The sequence below is a fragment of the Streptomyces sp. NPDC037126 genome (assembly GCF_055605965.1).
Map to the genome: position 1 here is coordinate 78,939 of NZ_JBVJTD010000016.1, position 17,881 is coordinate 96,819.

15 protein-coding genes are annotated in these 17,881 nt (G+C 72.5%); 7 read left to right on the plus strand and 8 right to left on the minus strand.

Going from position 1 to position 17,881, the window contains the following annotated elements; genetic code table 11:
* The first annotated feature begins 15 nt into the window (after nt 1-15).
* The 3 genes from ACZ7FF_RS30255 (at nt 16) to ACZ7FF_RS30265 (ending at nt 3,758) form a co-directional block, all read left to right on the plus strand.
* Complete coding sequence (locus ACZ7FF_RS30255; RefSeq protein WP_470816022.1) at nt 16-816, plus strand: sugar phosphate isomerase/epimerase family protein; 801 nt, start codon at nt 16-18, stop codon at nt 814-816.
* A 375-nt stretch (nt 817-1,191) separates the two neighbouring features.
* Nucleotides 1,192-3,048 (plus strand): glycoside hydrolase family 3 protein, encoded by a 1,857-nt coding sequence (locus ACZ7FF_RS30260; protein WP_470816024.1) that lies wholly within the window; start codon nt 1,192-1,194, stop codon nt 3,046-3,048.
* Nucleotides 3,049-3,161: 113 nt separating this feature from the next.
* The gene (locus tag ACZ7FF_RS30265) at nt 3,162-3,758 is read left to right on the plus strand and encodes a hypothetical protein (RefSeq protein ID WP_470816026.1); all 597 of its coding nucleotides are present in this window, start codon (nt 3,162-3,164) and stop codon (nt 3,756-3,758) included.
* Between the two features lie 36 nt (nt 3,759-3,794).
* Here ACZ7FF_RS30265 and ACZ7FF_RS30270 read toward each other — a convergent pair whose 3' ends face one another.
* The 4 genes from ACZ7FF_RS30270 to ACZ7FF_RS30285 all read right to left on the minus strand — a co-directional run bounded on the left by ACZ7FF_RS30270 (nt 3,795) and on the right by ACZ7FF_RS30285 (nt 10,159).
* Nucleotides 3,795-4,187 (minus strand): hypothetical protein, encoded by a 393-nt coding sequence (locus ACZ7FF_RS30270; RefSeq protein ID WP_470816028.1) that lies wholly within the window; start codon nt 4,185-4,187, stop codon nt 3,795-3,797.
* Nucleotides 4,188-4,290: 103 nt separating this feature from the next.
* Nucleotides 4,291-8,010, minus strand: a complete 3,720-nt coding sequence (locus ACZ7FF_RS30275) for an ABC transporter ATP-binding protein (protein WP_470816030.1) — start codon at nt 8,008-8,010, stop codon at nt 4,291-4,293.
* A gap of 121 nt (nt 8,011-8,131) precedes the next feature.
* A complete protein-coding gene (locus tag ACZ7FF_RS30280; RefSeq protein WP_470816032.1) occupies nt 8,132-9,160 on the minus strand; it encodes an esterase-like activity of phytase family protein in 1,029 nt (342 codons plus the stop codon).
* 75 nt (nt 9,161-9,235) lie between these two features.
* Nucleotides 9,236-10,159 (minus strand): serine hydrolase, encoded by a 924-nt coding sequence (locus ACZ7FF_RS30285; RefSeq protein WP_470816034.1) that lies wholly within the window; start codon nt 10,157-10,159, stop codon nt 9,236-9,238.
* 179 nt (nt 10,160-10,338) lie between these two features.
* Here ACZ7FF_RS30285 and ACZ7FF_RS30290 point away from each other — a divergent pair, with 179 nt between their 5' ends.
* Together ACZ7FF_RS30290 and ACZ7FF_RS30295 are read left to right on the plus strand one after the other, a co-directional pair.
* Nucleotides 10,339-10,746, plus strand: coding sequence for a YciI family protein (locus tag ACZ7FF_RS30290; RefSeq protein ID WP_470816036.1), 408 nt, complete (start codon nt 10,339-10,341; stop codon nt 10,744-10,746).
* Nucleotides 10,747-10,754: 8 nt separating this feature from the next.
* Nucleotides 10,755-11,900 (plus strand): RNA polymerase sigma factor, encoded by a 1,146-nt coding sequence (locus ACZ7FF_RS30295; protein WP_470816232.1) that lies wholly within the window; start codon nt 10,755-10,757, stop codon nt 11,898-11,900.
* Between the two features lie 5 nt (nt 11,901-11,905).
* On the opposite strand, the gene ACZ7FF_RS30300 is transcribed toward ACZ7FF_RS30295, so the two are convergent.
* On the minus strand, nt 11,906-12,310 hold the full coding sequence (locus ACZ7FF_RS30300) for an ATP-binding protein (RefSeq protein WP_470816040.1): 405 nt from the start codon (nt 12,308-12,310) through the stop codon (nt 11,906-11,908).
* A 210-nt stretch (nt 12,311-12,520) separates the two neighbouring features.
* Here ACZ7FF_RS30300 and ACZ7FF_RS30305 point away from each other — a divergent pair, with 210 nt between their 5' ends.
* Entirely contained in the window at nt 12,521-13,372 is an 852-nt protein-coding gene (locus ACZ7FF_RS30305; protein WP_470816042.1) for a helix-turn-helix domain-containing protein, read from the plus strand.
* Nucleotides 13,373-13,380: 8 nt separating this feature from the next.
* Nucleotides 13,381-13,584: a DUF397 domain-containing protein gene (locus ACZ7FF_RS30310; RefSeq protein ID WP_470816044.1), complete on the plus strand. Its 204-nt coding sequence runs from the start codon at nt 13,381-13,383 to the stop codon at nt 13,582-13,584.
* Here ACZ7FF_RS30310 and ACZ7FF_RS30315 read toward each other — a convergent pair.
* From ACZ7FF_RS30315 to ACZ7FF_RS30325, 3 genes are read right to left on the minus strand one after another with little or no spacing between them, the layout of a single operon-like run.
* Nucleotides 13,568-15,253 carry a thiamine pyrophosphate-binding protein gene (locus ACZ7FF_RS30315; RefSeq protein WP_470816046.1) on the minus strand — a complete coding sequence of 562 codons (1,686 nt, stop codon included), beginning with the start codon at nt 15,251-15,253 and terminating at the stop codon, nt 13,568-13,570. The two genes, ACZ7FF_RS30310 and ACZ7FF_RS30315, sit on opposite strands and share 17 nt — an antisense overlap.
* Nucleotides 15,254-15,258: 5 nt before the next feature.
* Nucleotides 15,259-16,230: an agmatinase gene (gene speB, locus ACZ7FF_RS30320; RefSeq protein WP_067131203.1), complete on the minus strand. Its 972-nt coding sequence runs from the start codon at nt 16,228-16,230 to the stop codon at nt 15,259-15,261.
* A 56-nt stretch (nt 16,231-16,286) separates the two neighbouring features.
* Entirely contained in the window at nt 16,287-17,747 is a 1,461-nt protein-coding gene (locus ACZ7FF_RS30325) for a sodium:solute symporter family protein (RefSeq protein ID WP_470816048.1), read from the minus strand.
* Nucleotides 17,748-17,881 lie beyond the last annotated feature (134 nt).

Sequence of the window (17,881 nt, forward strand, 5' to 3'; positions counted from 1 at the left end):
GTAGGGTCCGTGGCCATGAAGCTGGCGTTCTCCACTCTCGGTGTCCCAGGACTGCCCGTCCCGGAGGTCCTGGCGCTCGCGACCGCACACGGCTACCACGGCGTCGAACTGCGCGCCCACCCGGAGGAGCCGGTGCACACCGGCCTCTCCACGGCCGAACGCGCCGAGACCGCGGCCCTGTTCAAGGGCGCCGGGGTCGAGGTGCTGGGCCTCGCCGGGTACGCGCGTGTCGCCGCCCCCGGTGACGACACGCCCGTGCTGGCACAGATCCGGGACCTCCTCCAGCTCGCCCACGACCTGGGCGCGCCCTACGTCCGCGTCTTCCCCGGCGCCGACCTCGGCCGGCCGGCCCCGGAGTCCGACGCGATCGCGGCCCGGCGGCTCGGCACCGCCGCCGAGGACGCCTCCGCGCTGGGCGTGCGGATCCTGCTGGAGACCCACGACTCGCACCGCACCGGCGCCGACGTGATCCGTGTGCTCGGCCCGGTCGGCCACCGGCAGGTGGGCGCGCTGTGGGACGTGATGCACACCTGGCTGGGCGGCGAGCAGCCGTCGGAGACGTACGCGGCTCTCGCCCCGCACCTGGGGTACGTCCAGGTCAAGGACATCGCCTCGGCCGAGGACACCACCCCGCTGCCGCTCGGCGCGGGCGTGCTGCCGCTCACCGAGTGCGTGGACGTCCTCAGCCGCCACGGCTGGGACGGCTGGCTGTGCTGGGAGTACGAGAAGCGCTGGTACGAGCAGGCCGCCCCGCTGCCCGGTCTGCTGGGCGCGGGCCACGACCACCTCGTACGGCTGCTGGGCGAGGCGGCGTAGGGCGCGGACCGGCCTGGCCGGACCGGCCGAGCGCCGCTGAGGACATGACGATGCGGTGAGCTCCACCGGCGCGCGACGTCCAGGAACCGGGACGCCGCGCGCCGGGAACCGTCCCCGGGCCCCGCGCGTCCAACGGGCGGCTGCCGGGCGAGTCTCCGTGGTGCGGTGTCGGCCTTCACGCGCTGGCAGCGAGCGCCGACGTACCCTCTCCGCCGCACCCGGCCGGCAGCCCGCCGCCATCGGCGCGCCCCCCTCAATGCGCCGATGGCGGCCCCTCGCTGGTTACTGTGCACTCCCTTGACGGAAAGAAACTTCCCGGATATTGGTGATTCCTCGGAAGTTTCCTTCAGCGGTTCTCCTCTGGAAGGAGCGCACGTGCCCGACACCAGCACGGGAAGCGACACCAGCACGAGAAGCACGGAACGGAACGCCGAAGGCCCGTCCAGACGCGCCGTCCTCGCCGCCACCGCCGGCCTCACCGCCGCGCTGACCGTACCGACGACCGCCCACGCAGTCCCCACCCTCGACGACCGGGGGCTGCGCGCCCTCATCTCCCGCATGACGCTGGAGGAGAAGGTCGGCCAGCTGTTCGTGATGCGGGTCTACGGCGCCTCCGCCACCGCTCCCGACCAGGCCGACATCGACGCCAACCTGAGCGAGCTCGGGGTCCGCACCGCGGCCGAGCTGATCGCCAGGTACCGGGTCGGCGGGATCATCTACTTCACCTGGACCCACAACACCGGCGACCCGCAGCAGATCGCGGAGCTGTCCAACGGCATCCAGCGGGCCTCCCTGGAGCAGCCGCGCGGTCTGCCCGTGCTCATCGCCACCGACCAGGAGCACGGGGCGGTGTGCCGGGTGGGCACGCCGGCCACCCTGTTCCCGGGGGCCATGGCCATCGGCGCCGGCGGTTCCCGCGCGGACGCCCGCACGCTCGGCCGGATCTCCGGCGCCGAGCTGCGCGCGATCGGCATCAACCAGGACTACTCCCCCGACGCGGACGTCAACGTCAACCCGGCCAACCCGGTCATCGGCGTGCGTTCCTTCGGCGCCGACCCGGAGGCGGTGGCCGCCCTGGTGGCCGCCGAGGTGAAGGGCTACCAGGCGTCCCGGGTCGCGGCGACCGCCAAGCACTTCCCGGGCCACGGCGACACCGCCGTCGACAGCCACTACGGCTTCCCGGTCATCACACACAGCCGGGACCTGTGGGAGAAGCTGGACGCGGTGCCGTTCCGGGCGGCGATCGCGGCGGGCATCGACTCGATCATGACCGCGCACATCCAGTTCCCCGCCCTGGACGACTCCGGCGACCCGGCCACCCTCTCGCACCCGATCCTCACCGGCATCCTGCGCGGCGAACTGGGCTACGACGGGGTCGTGATCACCGACTCCCTGGGCATGGAGGGGGTGCGCACGAAGTACGGCGACGACCGGGTGCCGGTGCTCGCGCTGAAGGCCGGCGTCGACCAGCTGCTCAACCCGCCCTCCATCGACAAGGCCTGGAACGCGGTGCTGAAGGCCGTCCAGGACGGCGAGCTGACCGAGGCGCGGCTCGACGAGTCGATCCTTCGCATCCTCCGCCTGAAGAACCGGCTCGGCCTCTTCGGCGGGCCCTATGTCGCCCGGGCCGGCATCGGCCGCACCGTGGGCACGAGGTCGCACCTGGCCACCGCCGACCGGATCGCCGAGCGCACCACCACCCTGCTGGTCAACGAGGACGGCGTCCTCCCCCTCGACCGCCACAGGGAACCCAGGGTCCTGGTGGTCGGCGCCGACCCCGCCTCCCCGTCCGGCACCACCGGTCCGCCCACCGGCGTACTGGCCGCCGCCCTCACCGAACTGGGCTTCACCGCCACGGCCCTGTCCACCGGCACCGCGCCCTCGGCCGCGACCGTGGCCAAGGCGGTCACGGCCGCCCGGGACGCGGACGCGGTGGTCGTGAGCACGTACAACGTGACGGCCGACAGCTCCCAGCGCACGCTGGTGGAGCAGTTGCGGGCGACGGGCAGACCGGTGGTGGCGGTCGCCGTCCGCAACCCCTACGACGTGGCCCAGTTCCCCTCGGTGCGGGGCTTTCTGGCGACCTACTGCTGGACCGACGTCGAAGTGCGCGCCGCGGCACGGGTGATCGCGGGCCGGGTGTCGCCGCGCGGGAAGCTGCCGGTGCCGGTGCAGCGGGCCGACGACCCCACGCAGGTGCTGTACCCCATCGGCCACGGACTGACGTACTAGCCGTACGTCACACACCGGGCGTAACACCATCAACAGGCGGAAATCCCTCCCACACGACTGGCGTGGCGCGACCGCCACGGGCCACGCTGGTCGGGGTGGCAGGGGGGAATGCGATGCGTGCGAAGGGTGCCGCGGAAGCCGTGTGCCTGCTGCTGGCCGCCCTGCTGACGGGCTGCCAGGGCCCGGCGGACGCCCCGGTGGGCAGCGCCCACCCCACGTCGGTCGCCACCAGCGGCTACGGCGCCGGGTTCCTCGCGGTCGGCGAGTGCAGCTCCTTCGGCACGACGAGCTTCACCGAGGTGCCGTGCGCGAGCGAGCGTGCGGCGGCCCGGGTCGTCGCCCGCTACGACGGCACCTCCGCCGACGGCCCGCTCTGCCCGGCCACCACCGACTTCGTGCTGCACATCAGCGCCCAGCAGGCCACCGGCGACGGGGCGATCCCCGAGGGCTACGCCTGCATGCGCAAGCTGGAGCCCCCGCACCCCGGCGACCCGGGGGCGGGCGGCGGTCCGCGCACGATCCCCGGCGACTGCGTCTACACCTCCGGCGCGGGCCAGGTCCGCGAGACCGCCTGCGACGGATCGGGCCACCACAGGCCGCAGTACCGGGTCACCAGGGCCGTCACCGTCCGCGCGGACTGCCCGTCGTCGACGGCGCTGTACGTCGAGCTGGGCGGCCGCCAGCCGGTCGGGTGCGCCCGGCGGGTGTGACACCGCCCGGCTCGGGCGGGGGTCAACGGTGCGGCCTCAGCACAGGATCCAGCCCGAGCTGACCGAGTCGCCGCCGATCGATCCCCTGATCCAGACGCAGCGGTGACCGGCGTGGACGGTCACCGGGCCGGCGAGATGTCTGTAGCGGCCGGTGTCGGCGACCGGGCGGTTGCCGCGGGCCTGCACGCTGACCGACATCGCGCGGGCGGTGCCGGGATGACGCGCGACGGTGACCGCACAGACCCAGCTGCCGCTGCGGTACACGTGCGTGACACCGGTGCCGAACGACAGGGCCCGCACCTCGCGCCCGCCGCAGCTGCCGGACGGAGCCGCCTCGGCGGTACCGGACGCCGCGAGGGCGAGCACCCCGGACGCGGCCAGCACGGCCGTGCCGAGCGCAAGGCACCGGCGTATCGCACCACTCACCACTAGCTGTCCTCCCCGAAGCGCAACCATGAGCCGTACTGGTGTACGGACGCAGGACATGTGTCGGATGGTTGCACGATCGTCAGGAGCACGCGTCCGCGGGGTGTCAGCGGGACGCGCCGACCGGCTCCTCCGGTTCGGACTGGCCGACGAAGGTCCGCCACAGCTCGGCGTACCGGCCGCCGCGGGCGAGCAGCTCCTCGTGGGTGCCGTCCTCGGCGACCCGGCCGCGGTCCATCACGACCACCCGGTCGGCACGCGCGGCCGTGGTGAGGCGGTGAGCCACCACCAGGGTCGTACGGCGGCCCGCCAGCCGGTCGGTGGCCTGGTTGACCTGAGCCTCCGTGGCCAGGTCGAGCGCGGCCGTGGCCTCGTCGAGGAGCAGGACGTCCGGGTCGACGAGTTCGGCGCGGGCCAGGGCGATCAGCTGGCGCTGGCCGGCCGAGAGGTTGCGGCCCCGCTCGGCGACCTCGTGCAGATAGCCGCCGTCGAGGGTGGCGATCATCTCGTGGGCGCCGACCGCCCGCGCCGCCGCCTCCACCTCGGCGTCGGTGGCGCCGGGGCGGCCGTAGGCGATGGCGTCGCGGACGGTGCCGGGGAAGAGGTACGCCTCCTGCGGAACCACTCCGAGGCGGTGCCGGTACGAGGTGAGGTCCAGGGCGCGCAGATCGGTCCCGTCGACCGTGACCCGGCCGGCCGTGGCGTCGTAGAACCGGGCCACCAGCTTCACGAGGGTCGACTTGCCGGCGCCCGTCTCACCGACGAAGGCCACCGTCTGGCCCGCCGGTATCCGCAGGTCGATGCCGGTCAGCGCCTCCTCGCCGGTGCCGTACGCGAAGTGCACGTCCTCGAAGGCGACCTCGCCCCGGAGCGAGGGCACGGGCAGCGGGGCGTCCGCGGCGCTCGTGGACGTCGGCTCGCGCAGCAGCTCCTGGATGCGGCCCAGCGAGACCGTGGCCTGCTGGTAGCCGTCGAAGACCTGGGAAAGCTGCTGGACGGGGGCGAAGAACAGGTCGATGTAGAGCAGGTACGCGACCAGCGCGCCCGTGGTGAGGGTGGCCGCCTCCACCCGGGCCGCGCCCGAGATCAGCACGGCGGCCGCGGCCACCGAGGACAGCAGCTGGACGAAGGGGAAGTACACCGATATCAGCCGCTGGCCGCGGATGCGGGCGCTGCGGTAGCTGTCGCTGCGCTCGGCGAACCGCCGCAGGCCGTCCCGCTCCCGCCGGAAGGCCTGCACGATGCGCAGCCCGGCCACCGACTCCTGGAGGTCGGCGTTGACCACCGACACCCGCTCACGGGCCAGCTCGTACGCCTTCACGCTCGCGCGGCGGAAGAAGAAGGTGGCCACGACCAGCGGGGGCAGCGTGGCGAAGACGACCAGCGCCAGCTGCACGTCGATCACCAGCAGGGCGACCATGATGCCGAAGAAGGTGACGACCGAGACGAACGCCGTGACGAGGCCGGTCTGCAGGAACGTGGAGAGGGCGTCGACGTCCGTCGTCATCCTCGTCATGATCCGGCCGGTCAGCTCGCGCTCGTAGTAGTCGAGGCCGAGCCGCTGGAGCTGCGCGAAGATCTTCAGCCGCAGTGTGTACAGGACCCGTTCGCCGGTGCGCCCGGTCATCCGGGTCTCGCCGAACTGCGCGGCCCACTGCACCAGCACGACCAGCAGCGCGACCAGGGACGCCGACCACACGGCGCCGAGCGCCGCCTTCGTCACGCCCGCGTCGATGCCGTGCCGGATCAGCACCGGCAGCAGCAGTCCGGCGCCCGCGTCCAGGGCGACCAGCAGCAGGCTCGCGAGCAGGGGCAGCCCGAAACCGCGCAGGAGGCGGCGCAGGCCGTAGGAGTCCTCCGCAAGGACCGCACGGCCCTCGTCGACGTCCGGAGTGTCGGTGGCCGGGGGCAGCGCGTCCACCTGGGCGAGGAGCTGGGGGGTGGCGGGGGTGCCGGTGAGCGCCTGGTCCTTGGGCTCGCGGTCGCCCGTCCACAGCCTGGGGGTCACGCCCCGCTCGGCGTCGAACTCGGCGTCCAGCTCCTCGCGCACGGAGTCGTCCTCCTGCGGCCCGGCCGGGAGCGCATGGCCCGGGGAGACCCCGCCCAGCTCGTCCGGGTCGGTGAGCAGCCTGCGGTAGAGGGCGGACCGCTCCTGGAGTTCCTCGTGGGTGCCGACGTCGGCGAGCCGGCCGCCGTCGAGGACGGCGATGCGGTCGGCGAGGTTCAGGGTGGAGCGGCGGTGGGCGATGAGCAGGGTCGTACGGCCCCGCATGACCTGCTTCAGCGCCTCGTGGATCTCGTGCTCCACGCGCGCGTCCACGGCGGAGGTGGCGTCGTCCAGGACCAGCAGCCGGGGGTCGGTGAGCAGGGCGCGGGCGAGCGCGACGCGCTGGCGCTGGCCACCGGAGAGGGTCAGACCCTGCTCGCCGACCGTGGTGTCGTAGCCCTCGGGCAGGTCCCGGATGAAACGGTCCGCCTGGGCGGCGCGGGCGGCGGCCTCGATCTCCTCCTCGGAGGCGTCCGGGCGGCCGTAGGCGATGTTCGCGCGGACCGTGTCCGAGAAGAGGAACGAGTCCTCGGGCACCAGGCCGATGGCGGCCCTGAGCGACTCCAGGCTCAGCTCGCGCACGTCGTGGCCGCCGATCAGGACGGCACCGTGGGTGACGTCGTAGAACCGCGGCAGCAGCAGGGAGAGGGTGGACTTGCCGGAGCCGGAGGAGCCGACCACGGCGAGGGTCTCACCCTGGCCTATCTCGAAGCTGAGCCCGTCGAGGACCTTCGAGCCGCTGTCGTAGCCGAAGGACACGTCGTCGAACTCGACGGTGGCCGGCGCGTCCGCGGGCAGCTCCTTGGTGCCGCCCTTCAGGGTCGGCTCGGTGTCGATCAGCTCCAGCACGCGCTCGGTGCCGGCGCGGGCCTGCTGGCCCACGGTGAGGACCATCGCGAGCATGCGGACCGGGCCGACCAGCTGGGCCAGGTAGGTGGAGAAGGCGACGAAGGTGCCGAGGGTGATGTGCCCGCGCACGGCGAGCCAGCCGCCGAGGGCCAGCATGGCGACCTGGCCGAGCGCCGGGACGGCCTGCAGGGCGGGGGTGTACCGGCTGTTCAGCCGTATGGTCCGCAGCCGCCCCGCGAACAGCCGCCGGCCGACCTCGCGCAGCTTGCCGGTCTCCTGCTCCTCCTGCCCGAAGCCCTTCACCACGCGTACGCCGCTCACGGCGCCGTCGACCACGCCCGCGACGGCGGCGGCCTGGGCCTGGGCGTACCAGGTGGCCGGGTGGAGCTTGCTGCGGCTGCGCTTGGCGATCAGGTACAGGGCCGGGGCCACGGCCAGGGCGACCAGGGTCAGCGGCAGCGACAGCCACGCCATGATCACCAGGGAGACCAGGAAGAGCAGGACGTTCCCGAGGGTCATCGGGAGCATGAAGAGCAGGCCCTGGATCAGCTGGAGGTCGCTGGTGGCCCGGCCGACGACCTGGCCCGTCGACAGCTCGTCCTGGGCGCGGCCGTCGAGGCGGGTGATCGTGCCGTACATCTCGGTGCGCAGGTCGTACTGGACGTCCAGGGCGAGCCGGCCCCCGTAGAAGCGGCGGACGTAGGTGGCGCCGTAGACCAGCACGGCCGCGCCGATCAGGGCGCCCGCCCAGGGGCCGATGGCCCGGCTGTGGGCGCCGATCACGTCGTCGATGATCACCTTGGTGATCAGCGGGACGACGGCCATGACCGCCATGCCCACCAGTGACGACCCCACGGCGAGCACGACGTCCTTCGGATACCGCCAGGCGTACCCCGCCAGCCGTCGCGCCCATCCCCGTTGCGGTCCCACGCGGGTGCCTCCCGTCCGTCCTGATCTGCCGCAAGGCACCAACGCCCGCGACCGCCGATTTCATCCCGCTGTGACAAATGAGGGGCGCGTCACGGGGGGTGGATCGCCGGTCGGCCCGCGCTCAGCGGGTTCGCACCCGCAGGTAGTAGAAGCGGGTGGTCTGCGCGGGGTTCTGGTTGTCGTCGCTGACCAGGAGGACCTTCAGGCGGCCGGTGCGGTCGCGGCCGGTGACGGCCATGCCCTCGATGTTGTCGAGCAACGGGTTCGGCTGGGGCTGCCTGGCGGTGGCGCCGAGCGAGGGGCAGGTGGCGATGTCGGTCAGGAGGGTCTTGCGGACCGTACGGACGCCCGGCTGACCGGTCAGGTTCTCGATGCCGCCGGTGTCCGTCGCGTGGCGCGGGTCGGCCAGGTAGAGGCGCACGGTGTTGCCGACGCCGGGGGTGAAACCGCGCTCCAGGACGAGGAGGCGGCCGTCGGGCGTGGCCTGGACCTCGGGGACACCGAGGCCGGCGTCGGTGCGGTAGGCGTACTGCGCGCCGAGCTCGAAGCGGCCCCGGTGGCGCTCCCAGGTCTGGAAGCGGACGATGCCGGCGGCGTCGCCGGAGATCGCGTACTCCATGGAGGCCAGCAGGGTGTGGCCGCCGGGCAGCAGGGTGAGGCCCTCGAAGGTCTGGTTGGCGGTGGCGCGGCCGGCCGGGGCGACGAGGAGCGGGGAGGGCACCGGGAGCCGGTCGAGGATCCTGCCGTCGCGGGAGTAGCGCCGCACGGACGGCTCGGTCTCGGAGGTGATCAGCCGCGTGCCGTCGCGGTCGACGGCGAGTCCCTCGGAGTCGAGGTCGGCGCCGTTCTCGTCGGCGAGGTGGACGGCCGCCCTCGGGCGGAGGGTCCCCGCGTCCAGGGCGAAGAGGGAGGAGCGGTCCTCCAGTGCGGCGATCGAGCCGTCGCGGTCGAGCGCGAGTGCGGAGAAGTTGCCGACGAACGTGCCGTCGTACGACGTCTTGTCGAGCGCGTCGGAGAAGCGGTCGATCGACACGGTCGGCGAACAGGCGTGGTCTGCCGTCGGGTTGGCGTTCGCGGGCCCGGCGGCGGTCAGGCAGCTGGCCGCCGCCAGGCCGGCGGTGAGGGTGGCGAGTACGGTTCTCAGTCGCATGGCGGTCACCGTAGAACCGGCCGGCGGCGTAAGGGAGACCGCCTCGTGAAGCGCCGGCCGGCCGCCGGTCCCCCGTCAGCCCTGCGGCGGCACCGCGACGAACGCCTCACGCGGCTCGCTGGTCGGGGTGTAGCGCGTGACGGCGGCGGTCGTCGGCACCAGGTCCTTGTGGATGGCCTTGGCGACGTTCTGGATGGTCGTGACGCCGTAGTCCATGGTGCTGTCGTCCTGCGTGAGCACCGACATCATGTAGTCGTGGCCCGCGCCGTTGAAGGTGCCCAGGCTGTGCACCCGCCAGCCGTGCGTGGAGCGCTGCAGCCAGCCGTTCTTGACGTGCACGGCGACGGAGGACGGCGCCCCCGCGGGCGTGCCCCAGCGCTGCGAGGAGATGACCTGGCCCATCAACTTCAGGATGTAGGCACGGGAGTTGTCGCTCAGCACGCTGTTCTTGGCGGTGACGAGCTTGAGCAGCTTCTGCTCGTCGGTGACGTTCTCCTGGGTCAGACCCCAGTAGCCGTCGGCGCCGGGCACGGTCTTCGTCATCCCGGCGGCGGCCAGGAAGCCCTTGATCTTCGTCATGCCCAGCTGCTTCCACAGCTTGGTCGTCGCGTTGTTGTCCGACTGGGTGATCATGGCCTTGGTGAGCGAGGCCTCGGTGTCCGTCAGGTACCGGTTGTGCTTCTTGGCGTCCCACAGCAGCGTGGCGAGCACGGTGACCTTGACGGTGCTGGCCGAGTCGTAGGAGCTGGTGGCGCGCAGGGAGCAGGTCGTGTTCGTGCTGCGGTCGTACAGGCCGATCGCGACCGTGCTCTTGCGGTTCGCGAGGGCGGCCGTGATGTCCTTCTGGAGCTTGGCGGCGAGGCCCGCCTTGGCCGAGGTGCAGCTGACGGTGGGCGTCGCGGCGGCGGCCGGGGCGGCGGCGGTGACGGCCGGTATGAGCAGTGCGGCACCGAGAGCGGCGGCGAGCGCTCCGGCACGTCTTGAGGTCCGGGAATTCATACCCCCCTTGACTCACCGGGGTGGCCGAAAGGTTGCACAGGCGTTCGGCGACCGCGTCCGCCGGCACCCCTCCCGGCGGGCCCGGAAAAAAGTCGGGCGGGGATGTCGAGAAGCCGTGGTCCGCTCCGTCTCCCAGGGAACGCGGCCACAATGGACGCACCAGCATCGAGGAGAAGACGATGGCCAAGTACCTGCTGCTGAAGCACTACCGCGGCGCTCCGGCTCCGGTGAACGACGTGTGCATGGACCAGTGGACGCCGGAGGAGATCTCGGCGCACATGCAGTACATGCACGACTTCGCGACCCGGCTGGAGAAGACCGGCGAGTTCGTCGACGGCCAGGCGCTCGCCCCCGAGGGCGCGTGGGTCCGGTACGACGGCGAGGGACGCCCGCCGGTCACCGACGGCCCGTTCGCCGAGACCAAGGACCTGATCGCCGGCTGGATGATCATCGACGTCGACAGCTACGAGCGTGCCGTCGAGCTGGCCGGGGAACTGTCGGCCGCTCCCGGGGCGGGCGGCAGGCCGATCCACGAGTGGCTGGAGGTCCGCCCGTTCCTCGCCGCGCCGCCCACCATCACGGAGTGACGGTCCCGATGGACGAGGCCCTGCTGCGGAGCCTCACGCCGGGCGTGCTCGCCGCCCTCGTCCGCCGCGGAGCAGACTTCGCGGCGGCCGAGGACGCGGTGCAGGACGCCCTGGTCGAGGCGGTGCGCGTCTGGCCGGCCGACCCGCCGCGGGACCCGAAGGGCTGGCTGGTCACCGTGGCCTGGCGCCGGTTCCTCGACGCGACCCGGGCGGACGCCGCCCGCCGCCGGCGTGAGGACCGCGTCGACGAGGAGCCGGCGCCCGGCCCCGCGCCCGCGGTGGACGACACGCTCCAGCTGTACTTCCTGTGCGCCCACCCGTCGCTGACGCCCGCGTCCGCGGTCGCGCTCACCCTGCGCGCCGTGGGCGGGCTGACGACCCGCCAGATCGCCCAGGCCTACCTGGTGCCGGAGGCGACCATGGCGCAGCGCATCAGCCGCGCCAAGCGCACCGTCTCCGGTGTGCGGTTGGACCGGCCCGGAGACGTCGCCACCGTGCTGCGCGTCCTCTACCTGGTCTTCAACGAGGGCTACTCCGGCGACGTCGACCTCGCCGCCGAGGCCATCCGGCTCACCCGGCAGCTCGCGGCCCGGATCGACCACCCCGAGGTGGCCGGACTGCTCGCCCTCATGCTGCTCCACCATGCCCGGCGGGCGGCGCGGACCGCGCCCGACGGGGCCCTCGTGCCGCTCGCCGAGCAGGACCGGGGCCGGTGGGACACCGCGTCGATCGCCGAGGGGGTCGCGATCCTGCAGGCGGCCCTCGCGCGTGACCGGCTGGGCGAGTTCCAGGCCCAGGCCGCCGTCGCGGCGCTCCACGCCGACGCGCCCACCGCCGGGGAGACCGACTGGGTGCAGATCGTCGAGTGGTACGACGAGCTGACACGGCTGACCGACAGCCCGGTCGTCCGGCTCAACCGCGCGGTCGCCGTCGGCGAGGCCGACGGCCCCCGCGCCGGCCTCGCGGCACTCGCGGCGCTGGACGGCTCACTGCCCCGGCACACCGCGGTGGCGGCCTACCTCCACGAGCGCGACGGCGGCCTGGAGACCGCGGCCCGCCTCTACGCCGAGGCGGCCCGCAAGGCGCCCAACCTCGCCGAACGCGACCACCTCACCCGCCAGGCCGCCCGCCTCAACTCCCGCGGGCGCCGGTGACGGCATCAGGCGGCCCCCAGCTCGCACCACACGTACTTGCCCCGGTCCCCGAACCTGGCCGACGGCTGCCATCCCCAGCAGTCGGCCCAGGTGCTGACCAGCCCCAGTCCCCTCCCGTCCTCCTGTTGCACGACCTGCTCCAGCGGCCGTGGCGGGTCCGGCGGCACGGGGTCGGTGTCCCACGCCCCGATCCAGACCACACCCCGCGCACTGCGGCGGACCCTCAGCGCGGCCGGCCCCTTGGTGTGGCGCACGGCGTTGGAGACCAGTTCCGTCGCGAGGAGTTCGGCGGTGTCGACCAGCCCGACCAGGCCGTGCAGGGTGAGAATCAGGCGCAGAGTGCGGCGGCAGACGGTCACCGCTCTGAGGTCGTTGGGGATGTAGAGGGTGTAGTCCCAGGTCTCGGGCATGCGTCATCGACTCCGTGGGTTCGGGGGGTGGTTCGCGCGGTGGCATTGCCGCAGCCGTCGTGGCAGGGCGAAGCGGTGCGGTGCACTTCCGCTGCGTGTACGTTGCGTCACCGACGGTAGGGCCACAATTTGGGACCACGCAAGTCGTTGCCATAATCTCCCCCTCGAACGAGGCTGCGCCTCAGCGGCTTTGGGCGCGAGGAGGAAGACATGGCGCGCAGGAAAGAGGCCACCGCACGCCAGGTGCGACTCGGCGCCGAGCTGCGGAAACTGCGTGAGGCCTCAGGGCTCAAAGGGCGCGAGGCCGCTGCACTGCTCGGGACGGACTCGGCTCAGGTGAGTCAGATCGAGTTCGGGACGGCGGGCGTGAGCGAAGAGCGCGTACGCCGGCTCGCGGCGCACTACGCCTGCACGGACACCGAGTTGATCGACGCGCTCGTGGCCATGGCCAATGACCGCACGAGTGGCTGGTGGGAGGAGTACCGGGGTTCGCTGCCGAACTCGTTCCTGGACCTCTCCGAGATGGAACATCACGCGCGCTACCGGTGGGACGTGGACTTCCTGCACGTGCCCGGACTTCTTCAGACCGAGGAGTACGCGCGCGCCCTTTTCTCGTACGTGAACCCGGACTTCCCGAACGGCGAGCTCGAACGCTGGGTGGAGCACCGTATGAGGCGGCGGGTCATCATCGAGCGTCCCGACCCGATCCCGTACGAGACCGTGATCCACGAAGCGGCGCTGCGCATCAGGGTGGGAGAACGTGCCGCGAACCGGGCCCAGCTCACCCGCATCCTGGAGCTGTCCGACGCCGCTCACGTCACCGTGCGCGTCATCCCCTTCGAGCTGGAAGCCTTCGCCGGTGCCGGGAGCGCAATGGTGTACGCGGGTGGTCCTGTCTCACGGCTGGACACCGTGGTGCGTGACGGCCCGTACGGCACGCTCTTCATCGACGCAGAAGCCCAACTCAACCGCTTTCGAACCCTTTTCCGTAGGGTAGAAGCAGTGTCACTCGAGCCCGAGCGTTCTCGTGACTTCATCCACCGGCTGGCGAAGGAGCTGTGAGGCGCACCATGACCGCCCCTCTGATATGGCGCAAGTCGTCCTACTCCGGCGGTGGCGAAGGCAACGCCTGCGTCGAAGTCGCCGACCTCCGCACCCACATGGCCATCCGTGACTCGAAGGACCCGGACAGGGCCGTGCTCACCGTTGCGGCCGCCGCCTTCGCCCCCTTCGTCGTGGCGCTGAAGGAGGCCCGCGTCAGCCCAGGTGCGTAGGCGCGAACATCCGCAGTACCGCCGGGAGGACGACCACCGAGGGGCCCGGGGTGGCGAGGGACTTCGCCAGGTCCTCCTCCAGGGTCCCGGGGGTCGTGCGGACGCCGGGGACGCCGAAGGACTCGGCGAGGGCCACGTAGTCCGGGCGGGTCAGCTCGGTCGCCGTGGCCTGGCCGAAGGCGTCCGTCATGTACTCGCGGAGGATGCCGTAGCCGCCGTCGTCGACGATGAGCCAGGTGACCGGGAGGTCGTACTGGCGGGCCGTGGCCAGTTCGGCGACGGAGTACAGGGCGCCGCCGTCGCCGGACACCGCCAGGACCGGGCGCGTCGGGTCGGCCGCCGCCGCGCCGAGGGCCGCGGGGAAGCCGTAGCCGAGGCCGCCGGCGCCCTGGGCCGAGTGCATGGTGTTCGTGCCGCGTGGGTCGAACGCCGACCAGGCCCAGTACGCCAGGATCGTCATGTCCCAGAAGGACGGGGAGGCGGCCGGCAGCGCGCGGCGCACGGACGCCAGCACGTCCTGTTCCAGGGTCAGTTCCTGGGACGCGATGCGGTCCGACACCTTCGCGAGAACGGTCCGCACCCGCTCCGGCGCCGTCCCGTCCGTCCGCTCCTCGACCGTCTCCAGCAGGGCCTGGAGGGCGAGGCGGGCGTCCGCGTGGATGCCCAGCGCGGGGTGGTTGGCCTCCAGCTTGCCGAGGTCCGCCTCGATGTGGACCACCCGGCCGCGGGGCTTGAACGTGTGGTAGTTCGAGGAGAGTTCGCCCAGTCCGGAGCCGACGACCAGCAGGACGTCGGCGTCCTCCAGGAAGTCGGTCGTGTGGCGGTCCTCCAGCCAGGAGCGGAGGGAGAGCGGGTGCTCCCAGGGGAAGGCTCCCTTGCCGCCGAACGTCGTGACCACCGGCGCGTCGAGCTTCTCGGCCAGCGCCCGCAGCTTTCCGGACGCGTCCGACCGTACGACTCCCCCGCCCGCGATGATCGCCGGGCGGGCCGCGCCGGACAGCAGGTGCGCCGCGACCGCGGTCAGTTCGGGGCGCGGGACCAGGTCCTCGGGGGCCGCGTCCGGCGCCGTCACCACCGGCAGGGAGGTCTCGGCGAGCAGCACGTCCTGCGGGATCTCCACCCACACCGGGCCGTGCGGGGCGGTCAGGGCCGACTTCCAGGCCGCGGCGACGGCGGAGGGGATCTGGGACTGGCTGCGGACGGTGTGCACCGACTTGACCACGCCCCGGAACGAGGCGGCCTGGTCCGGGAGTTCGTGCAGATAGCCGTGGCGTCCGCCGCCCAGGCCCGCCGTCGGGACCTGGCTGCTGATCGCCAGCACGGGGGCGGAGGCGGCGGCGGCCTCCTGGAGTGCCGCCAGCGACGTCAGCGCGCCCGGGCCCGTCGACAGCAGCAGCGGGGCCGCCTCGCCGGTGACCCGGCCGTAGGCGTCGGCCGCGAAGCCCGCGTTGTTCTCCACCCGCAGGCCCACGTACCGCAGGGACGAGCGGCGCAGGGCGTCGAACATGCCGAGGGCGTGCTGGCCGGGCAGGCCGAAGACCGTGGTCGCGCCGAGCCCGGCCAGCGTCTCCACGACCAGGTCTCCGCCGTTGCGGCCCGGGGGAGGGTTCAGCGCGGCTTCCCGCTGTGCGGCGGTCGGGCTGAGTACCAGGTCGTGGTCGTGGGTCACTTCGCTTACGCGTCCTTCCGGGCCGCCGCGATCTGGCGGCTCATGATGGTGGTCAGTTCGTAGGCCGTGTGGGAGGCCGCGACCGAGGTGATCTCCGCGTGGTCGTACGCCGGCGCGACCTCCACCACGTCCGCCGACACCAGGTTGCACGACGCCAGGCCGCGCAGGATCTCCAGGAGCTCGCGGGAGGTCATGCCGCCCGCCTCCGGGGTGCCGGTGCCGGGCGCGTGGGCCGGGTCGAGGCAGTCGATGTCGATGGAGATGTACAGCGGGCGGTCGCCGATGCGCTGGCGGAGCTGGTCGGCCACCTCGTCGGCGCCCCGGCGGTAGATGTCGGCGGACGTGACGATGCCGAAGCCCATCTTCTCGTCGTCCGTGAGGTCCTGCTTGCCGTACAGCGGGCCACGGGTGCCCACGTGGGAGAGCGCCTCGGTGTCGAGGATGCCCTCCTCCACCGCGCGGCGGAACGGGGTGCCGTGCGTGTACTCGGCGCCGAAGTAGGTGTCCCAGGTGTCGAGGTGGGCGTCGAAGTGGAGCAGGGCGACCGGGCCGTGCTTCTTCGCGACCGAGCGCAGCAGCGGCAGGGCGATGGTGTGGTCGCCGCCCAGGGTCATCAGGCGGGCGCCGGTGCCGAGCAGCTCGTCCGCCGCGGCCTCGATCGTGTCGACGGCCTCGTTGATGTTGAACGGGTTCACCGCGATGTCGCCGCCGTCGGCGACCTGCGCCAGGGCGAAGGGGGAGGCGTCCTGCGCCGGGTTGTACGGGCGCAGCAGCCGGGACGCCTCGCGGATGGCGTTGCCGCCGAAGCGGGCGCCCGGCCGGTACGAGACGCCGGAGTCGAACGGCACGCCCACCACGGCGACGTCGGCGGTGCCGACCTCGTCCAGCCGGGGCAGCCGGGCGAAGGTCGCGGGACCGGCGTACCGCGGGATGCGGGAGGAGTCGACGGGGCCGCGGGGCGTCTCGTTGCTGCTCATGATGAATTGCCTTCTTTCTAGCGCTTCGTCGCGCATGTACTGCTATCCATATGACTCTACTGGTGAGCCGGGACCGGTTCGGACACGGTTTCGGGGGACCGTCCGGCCAGGCGCTCGCGCCAGACGGCGAGGACGGCCTCGTCGGTGGGCCGCGTCGCCAGGGAGACGGCGACGTACGCCACGAGCGAGGCGAGCAGGCCGTAGTAGACGGGCTCATTGGCCAGGATGCCGTAGCCCGCCATCAGGCCGACGACAGCGAGACCTCCGACGGTCACCGAGGCCAGGGCGCCCTGCACGGTGCCGCGCTTCCACAGCAGCCCGCCGAGGATGGGGACGAGCAGACCGGCGACGAGCAGGTTGTACGCGACCGTCAGGGCTTGCACGACGTCGTTGAGCGCAATCGCCGTGCCGATCACCGCCAGCCCCATGACCAGGATGAACGCCCGGTTGCCCGACACCTCGTCGCGCTCTTCGCCGTCGCGGCGCACGATCCCGCGCAGCCGCGACCAGATGTCGTTGTTCGCGACCGTGGCGCAGGCGATCAGGGCGCCGGAGGAGGTGGACATCACCGCGGCGAGGGCGGCGGCCAGCACCAGTCCGCGCACGCCGACGGGAAGTTCGTCCTTGACGATGGTGGCGAAGGCGTCGTCGGGGCTGCCGAGCTTCGGGTAGAGCACCTTGGCGGCCGTGCCGATCACCGAGCCGGCGACGGCGTAGGCCAGGCAGTAGGTTCCGGCCACCGTGCCGCCCCACCGGGCGGTCCGGTCGCTGCGGGCGGTGAAGACGCGCTGCCAGATGTCCTGGCCGATCAGCATGCCGAACGTGTAGATCAGGACGTAGGTGAAGATCGTCTCGCCGCCGATGCCCAGCGGGTCGAAGTACGAGGTCGGCAGCTTGGCCCGCATCGCGCCGAGGCCGCCCGCCCGGACCACGGCGATCGGCAGGAGCAGGAGCAGCACGCCGATCGTCTTGACGACGAACTGGACCATGTCGGTCAGGGTGATGGACCACATGCCGCCGAGGGTCGAGTACGCGACGACGATCGTGCCGCCGAGGATGATCGCGACGGTCCGGTTCATGTCGAACAGGACGTCGAAGATCGTGGCGTAGGCGATGGTCGACGTGACCGCGAGCATGAGGGTGTAGGCCCACATGACGACGCCGGAGATCACGCCCGCGCGGCCGCCGTACCTGAGGTCCAGCATCTCGGAGACGGTGTAGACCTTCAGCCGGGCGATACGGGCGGAGAAGAACACCGACAGGGCGAGCAGGCCGAGGCCGATGGTGAGGACCATCCAGGCGCCGGAGAGGCCGTACTGGTAGCCGAGGCCCACGCCGCCGATCGTGGAGGCGCCGCCGAGGACGATCGCCGCCATGGTGCCGGAGTACATCGCGGGCCCGAGGCGGCGGCCCGCCACCAGGAAGTCGCTCTTGGACCTGGCGCGGCGCATGCCCCACCAGCCCATCGCCAGCATCCCGGCGAGATAGACGACGATCACTGTGTAGTCGACGGCCATGCGGGGCCTCCTTCGCGCACTTTCCGGTGGCGTGTCGTGCAGATACGTGGGGACGCGCCGGCAGCGGATCGCGGGGACATCCGCCCGTACCCGCGGCTGCCGGTTCCGCACCGACATTAGGTGGCCGGAAAGCG

Bases quoted from the DNA above. Each gene is read 5' to 3' on its own strand.
- ACZ7FF_RS30255 (WP_470816022.1), top strand. From the start codon at position 16: ATGAAGCTGGCGTTCTCCACTCTCGGTGTCCCAGGACTGCCCGTCCCG.
- ACZ7FF_RS30305 (WP_470816042.1), top strand. From the start codon at position 12,521: ATGGCGCGCAGGAAAGAGGCCACCGCACGCCAGGTGCGACTCGGCGCC.
- ACZ7FF_RS30310 (WP_470816044.1), top strand. From the start codon at position 13,381: ATGACCGCCCCTCTGATATGGCGCAAGTCGTCCTACTCCGGCGGTGGC.
- ACZ7FF_RS30280 (WP_470816032.1), bottom strand. From the start codon at position 9,160: ATGCGACTGAGAACCGTACTCGCCACCCTCACCGCCGGCCTGGCGGCG.
- ACZ7FF_RS30285 (WP_470816034.1), bottom strand. From the start codon at position 10,159: ATGAATTCCCGGACCTCAAGACGTGCCGGAGCGCTCGCCGCCGCTCTC.
- ACZ7FF_RS30290 (WP_470816036.1), top strand. From the start codon at position 10,339: ATGGCCAAGTACCTGCTGCTGAAGCACTACCGCGGCGCTCCGGCTCCG.
- ACZ7FF_RS30325 (WP_470816048.1), bottom strand. From the start codon at position 17,747: ATGGCCGTCGACTACACAGTGATCGTCGTCTATCTCGCCGGGATGCTG.
- ACZ7FF_RS30295 (WP_470816232.1), top strand. From the start codon at position 10,755: ATGGACGAGGCCCTGCTGCGGAGCCTCACGCCGGGCGTGCTCGCCGCC.
- ACZ7FF_RS30300 (WP_470816040.1), bottom strand. From the start codon at position 12,310: ATGCCCGAGACCTGGGACTACACCCTCTACATCCCCAACGACCTCAGA.
- ACZ7FF_RS30265 (WP_470816026.1), top strand. From the start codon at position 3,162: ATGCGTGCGAAGGGTGCCGCGGAAGCCGTGTGCCTGCTGCTGGCCGCC.
- speB (WP_067131203.1), bottom strand. From the start codon at position 16,230: ATGAGCAGCAACGAGACGCCCCGCGGCCCCGTCGACTCCTCCCGCATC.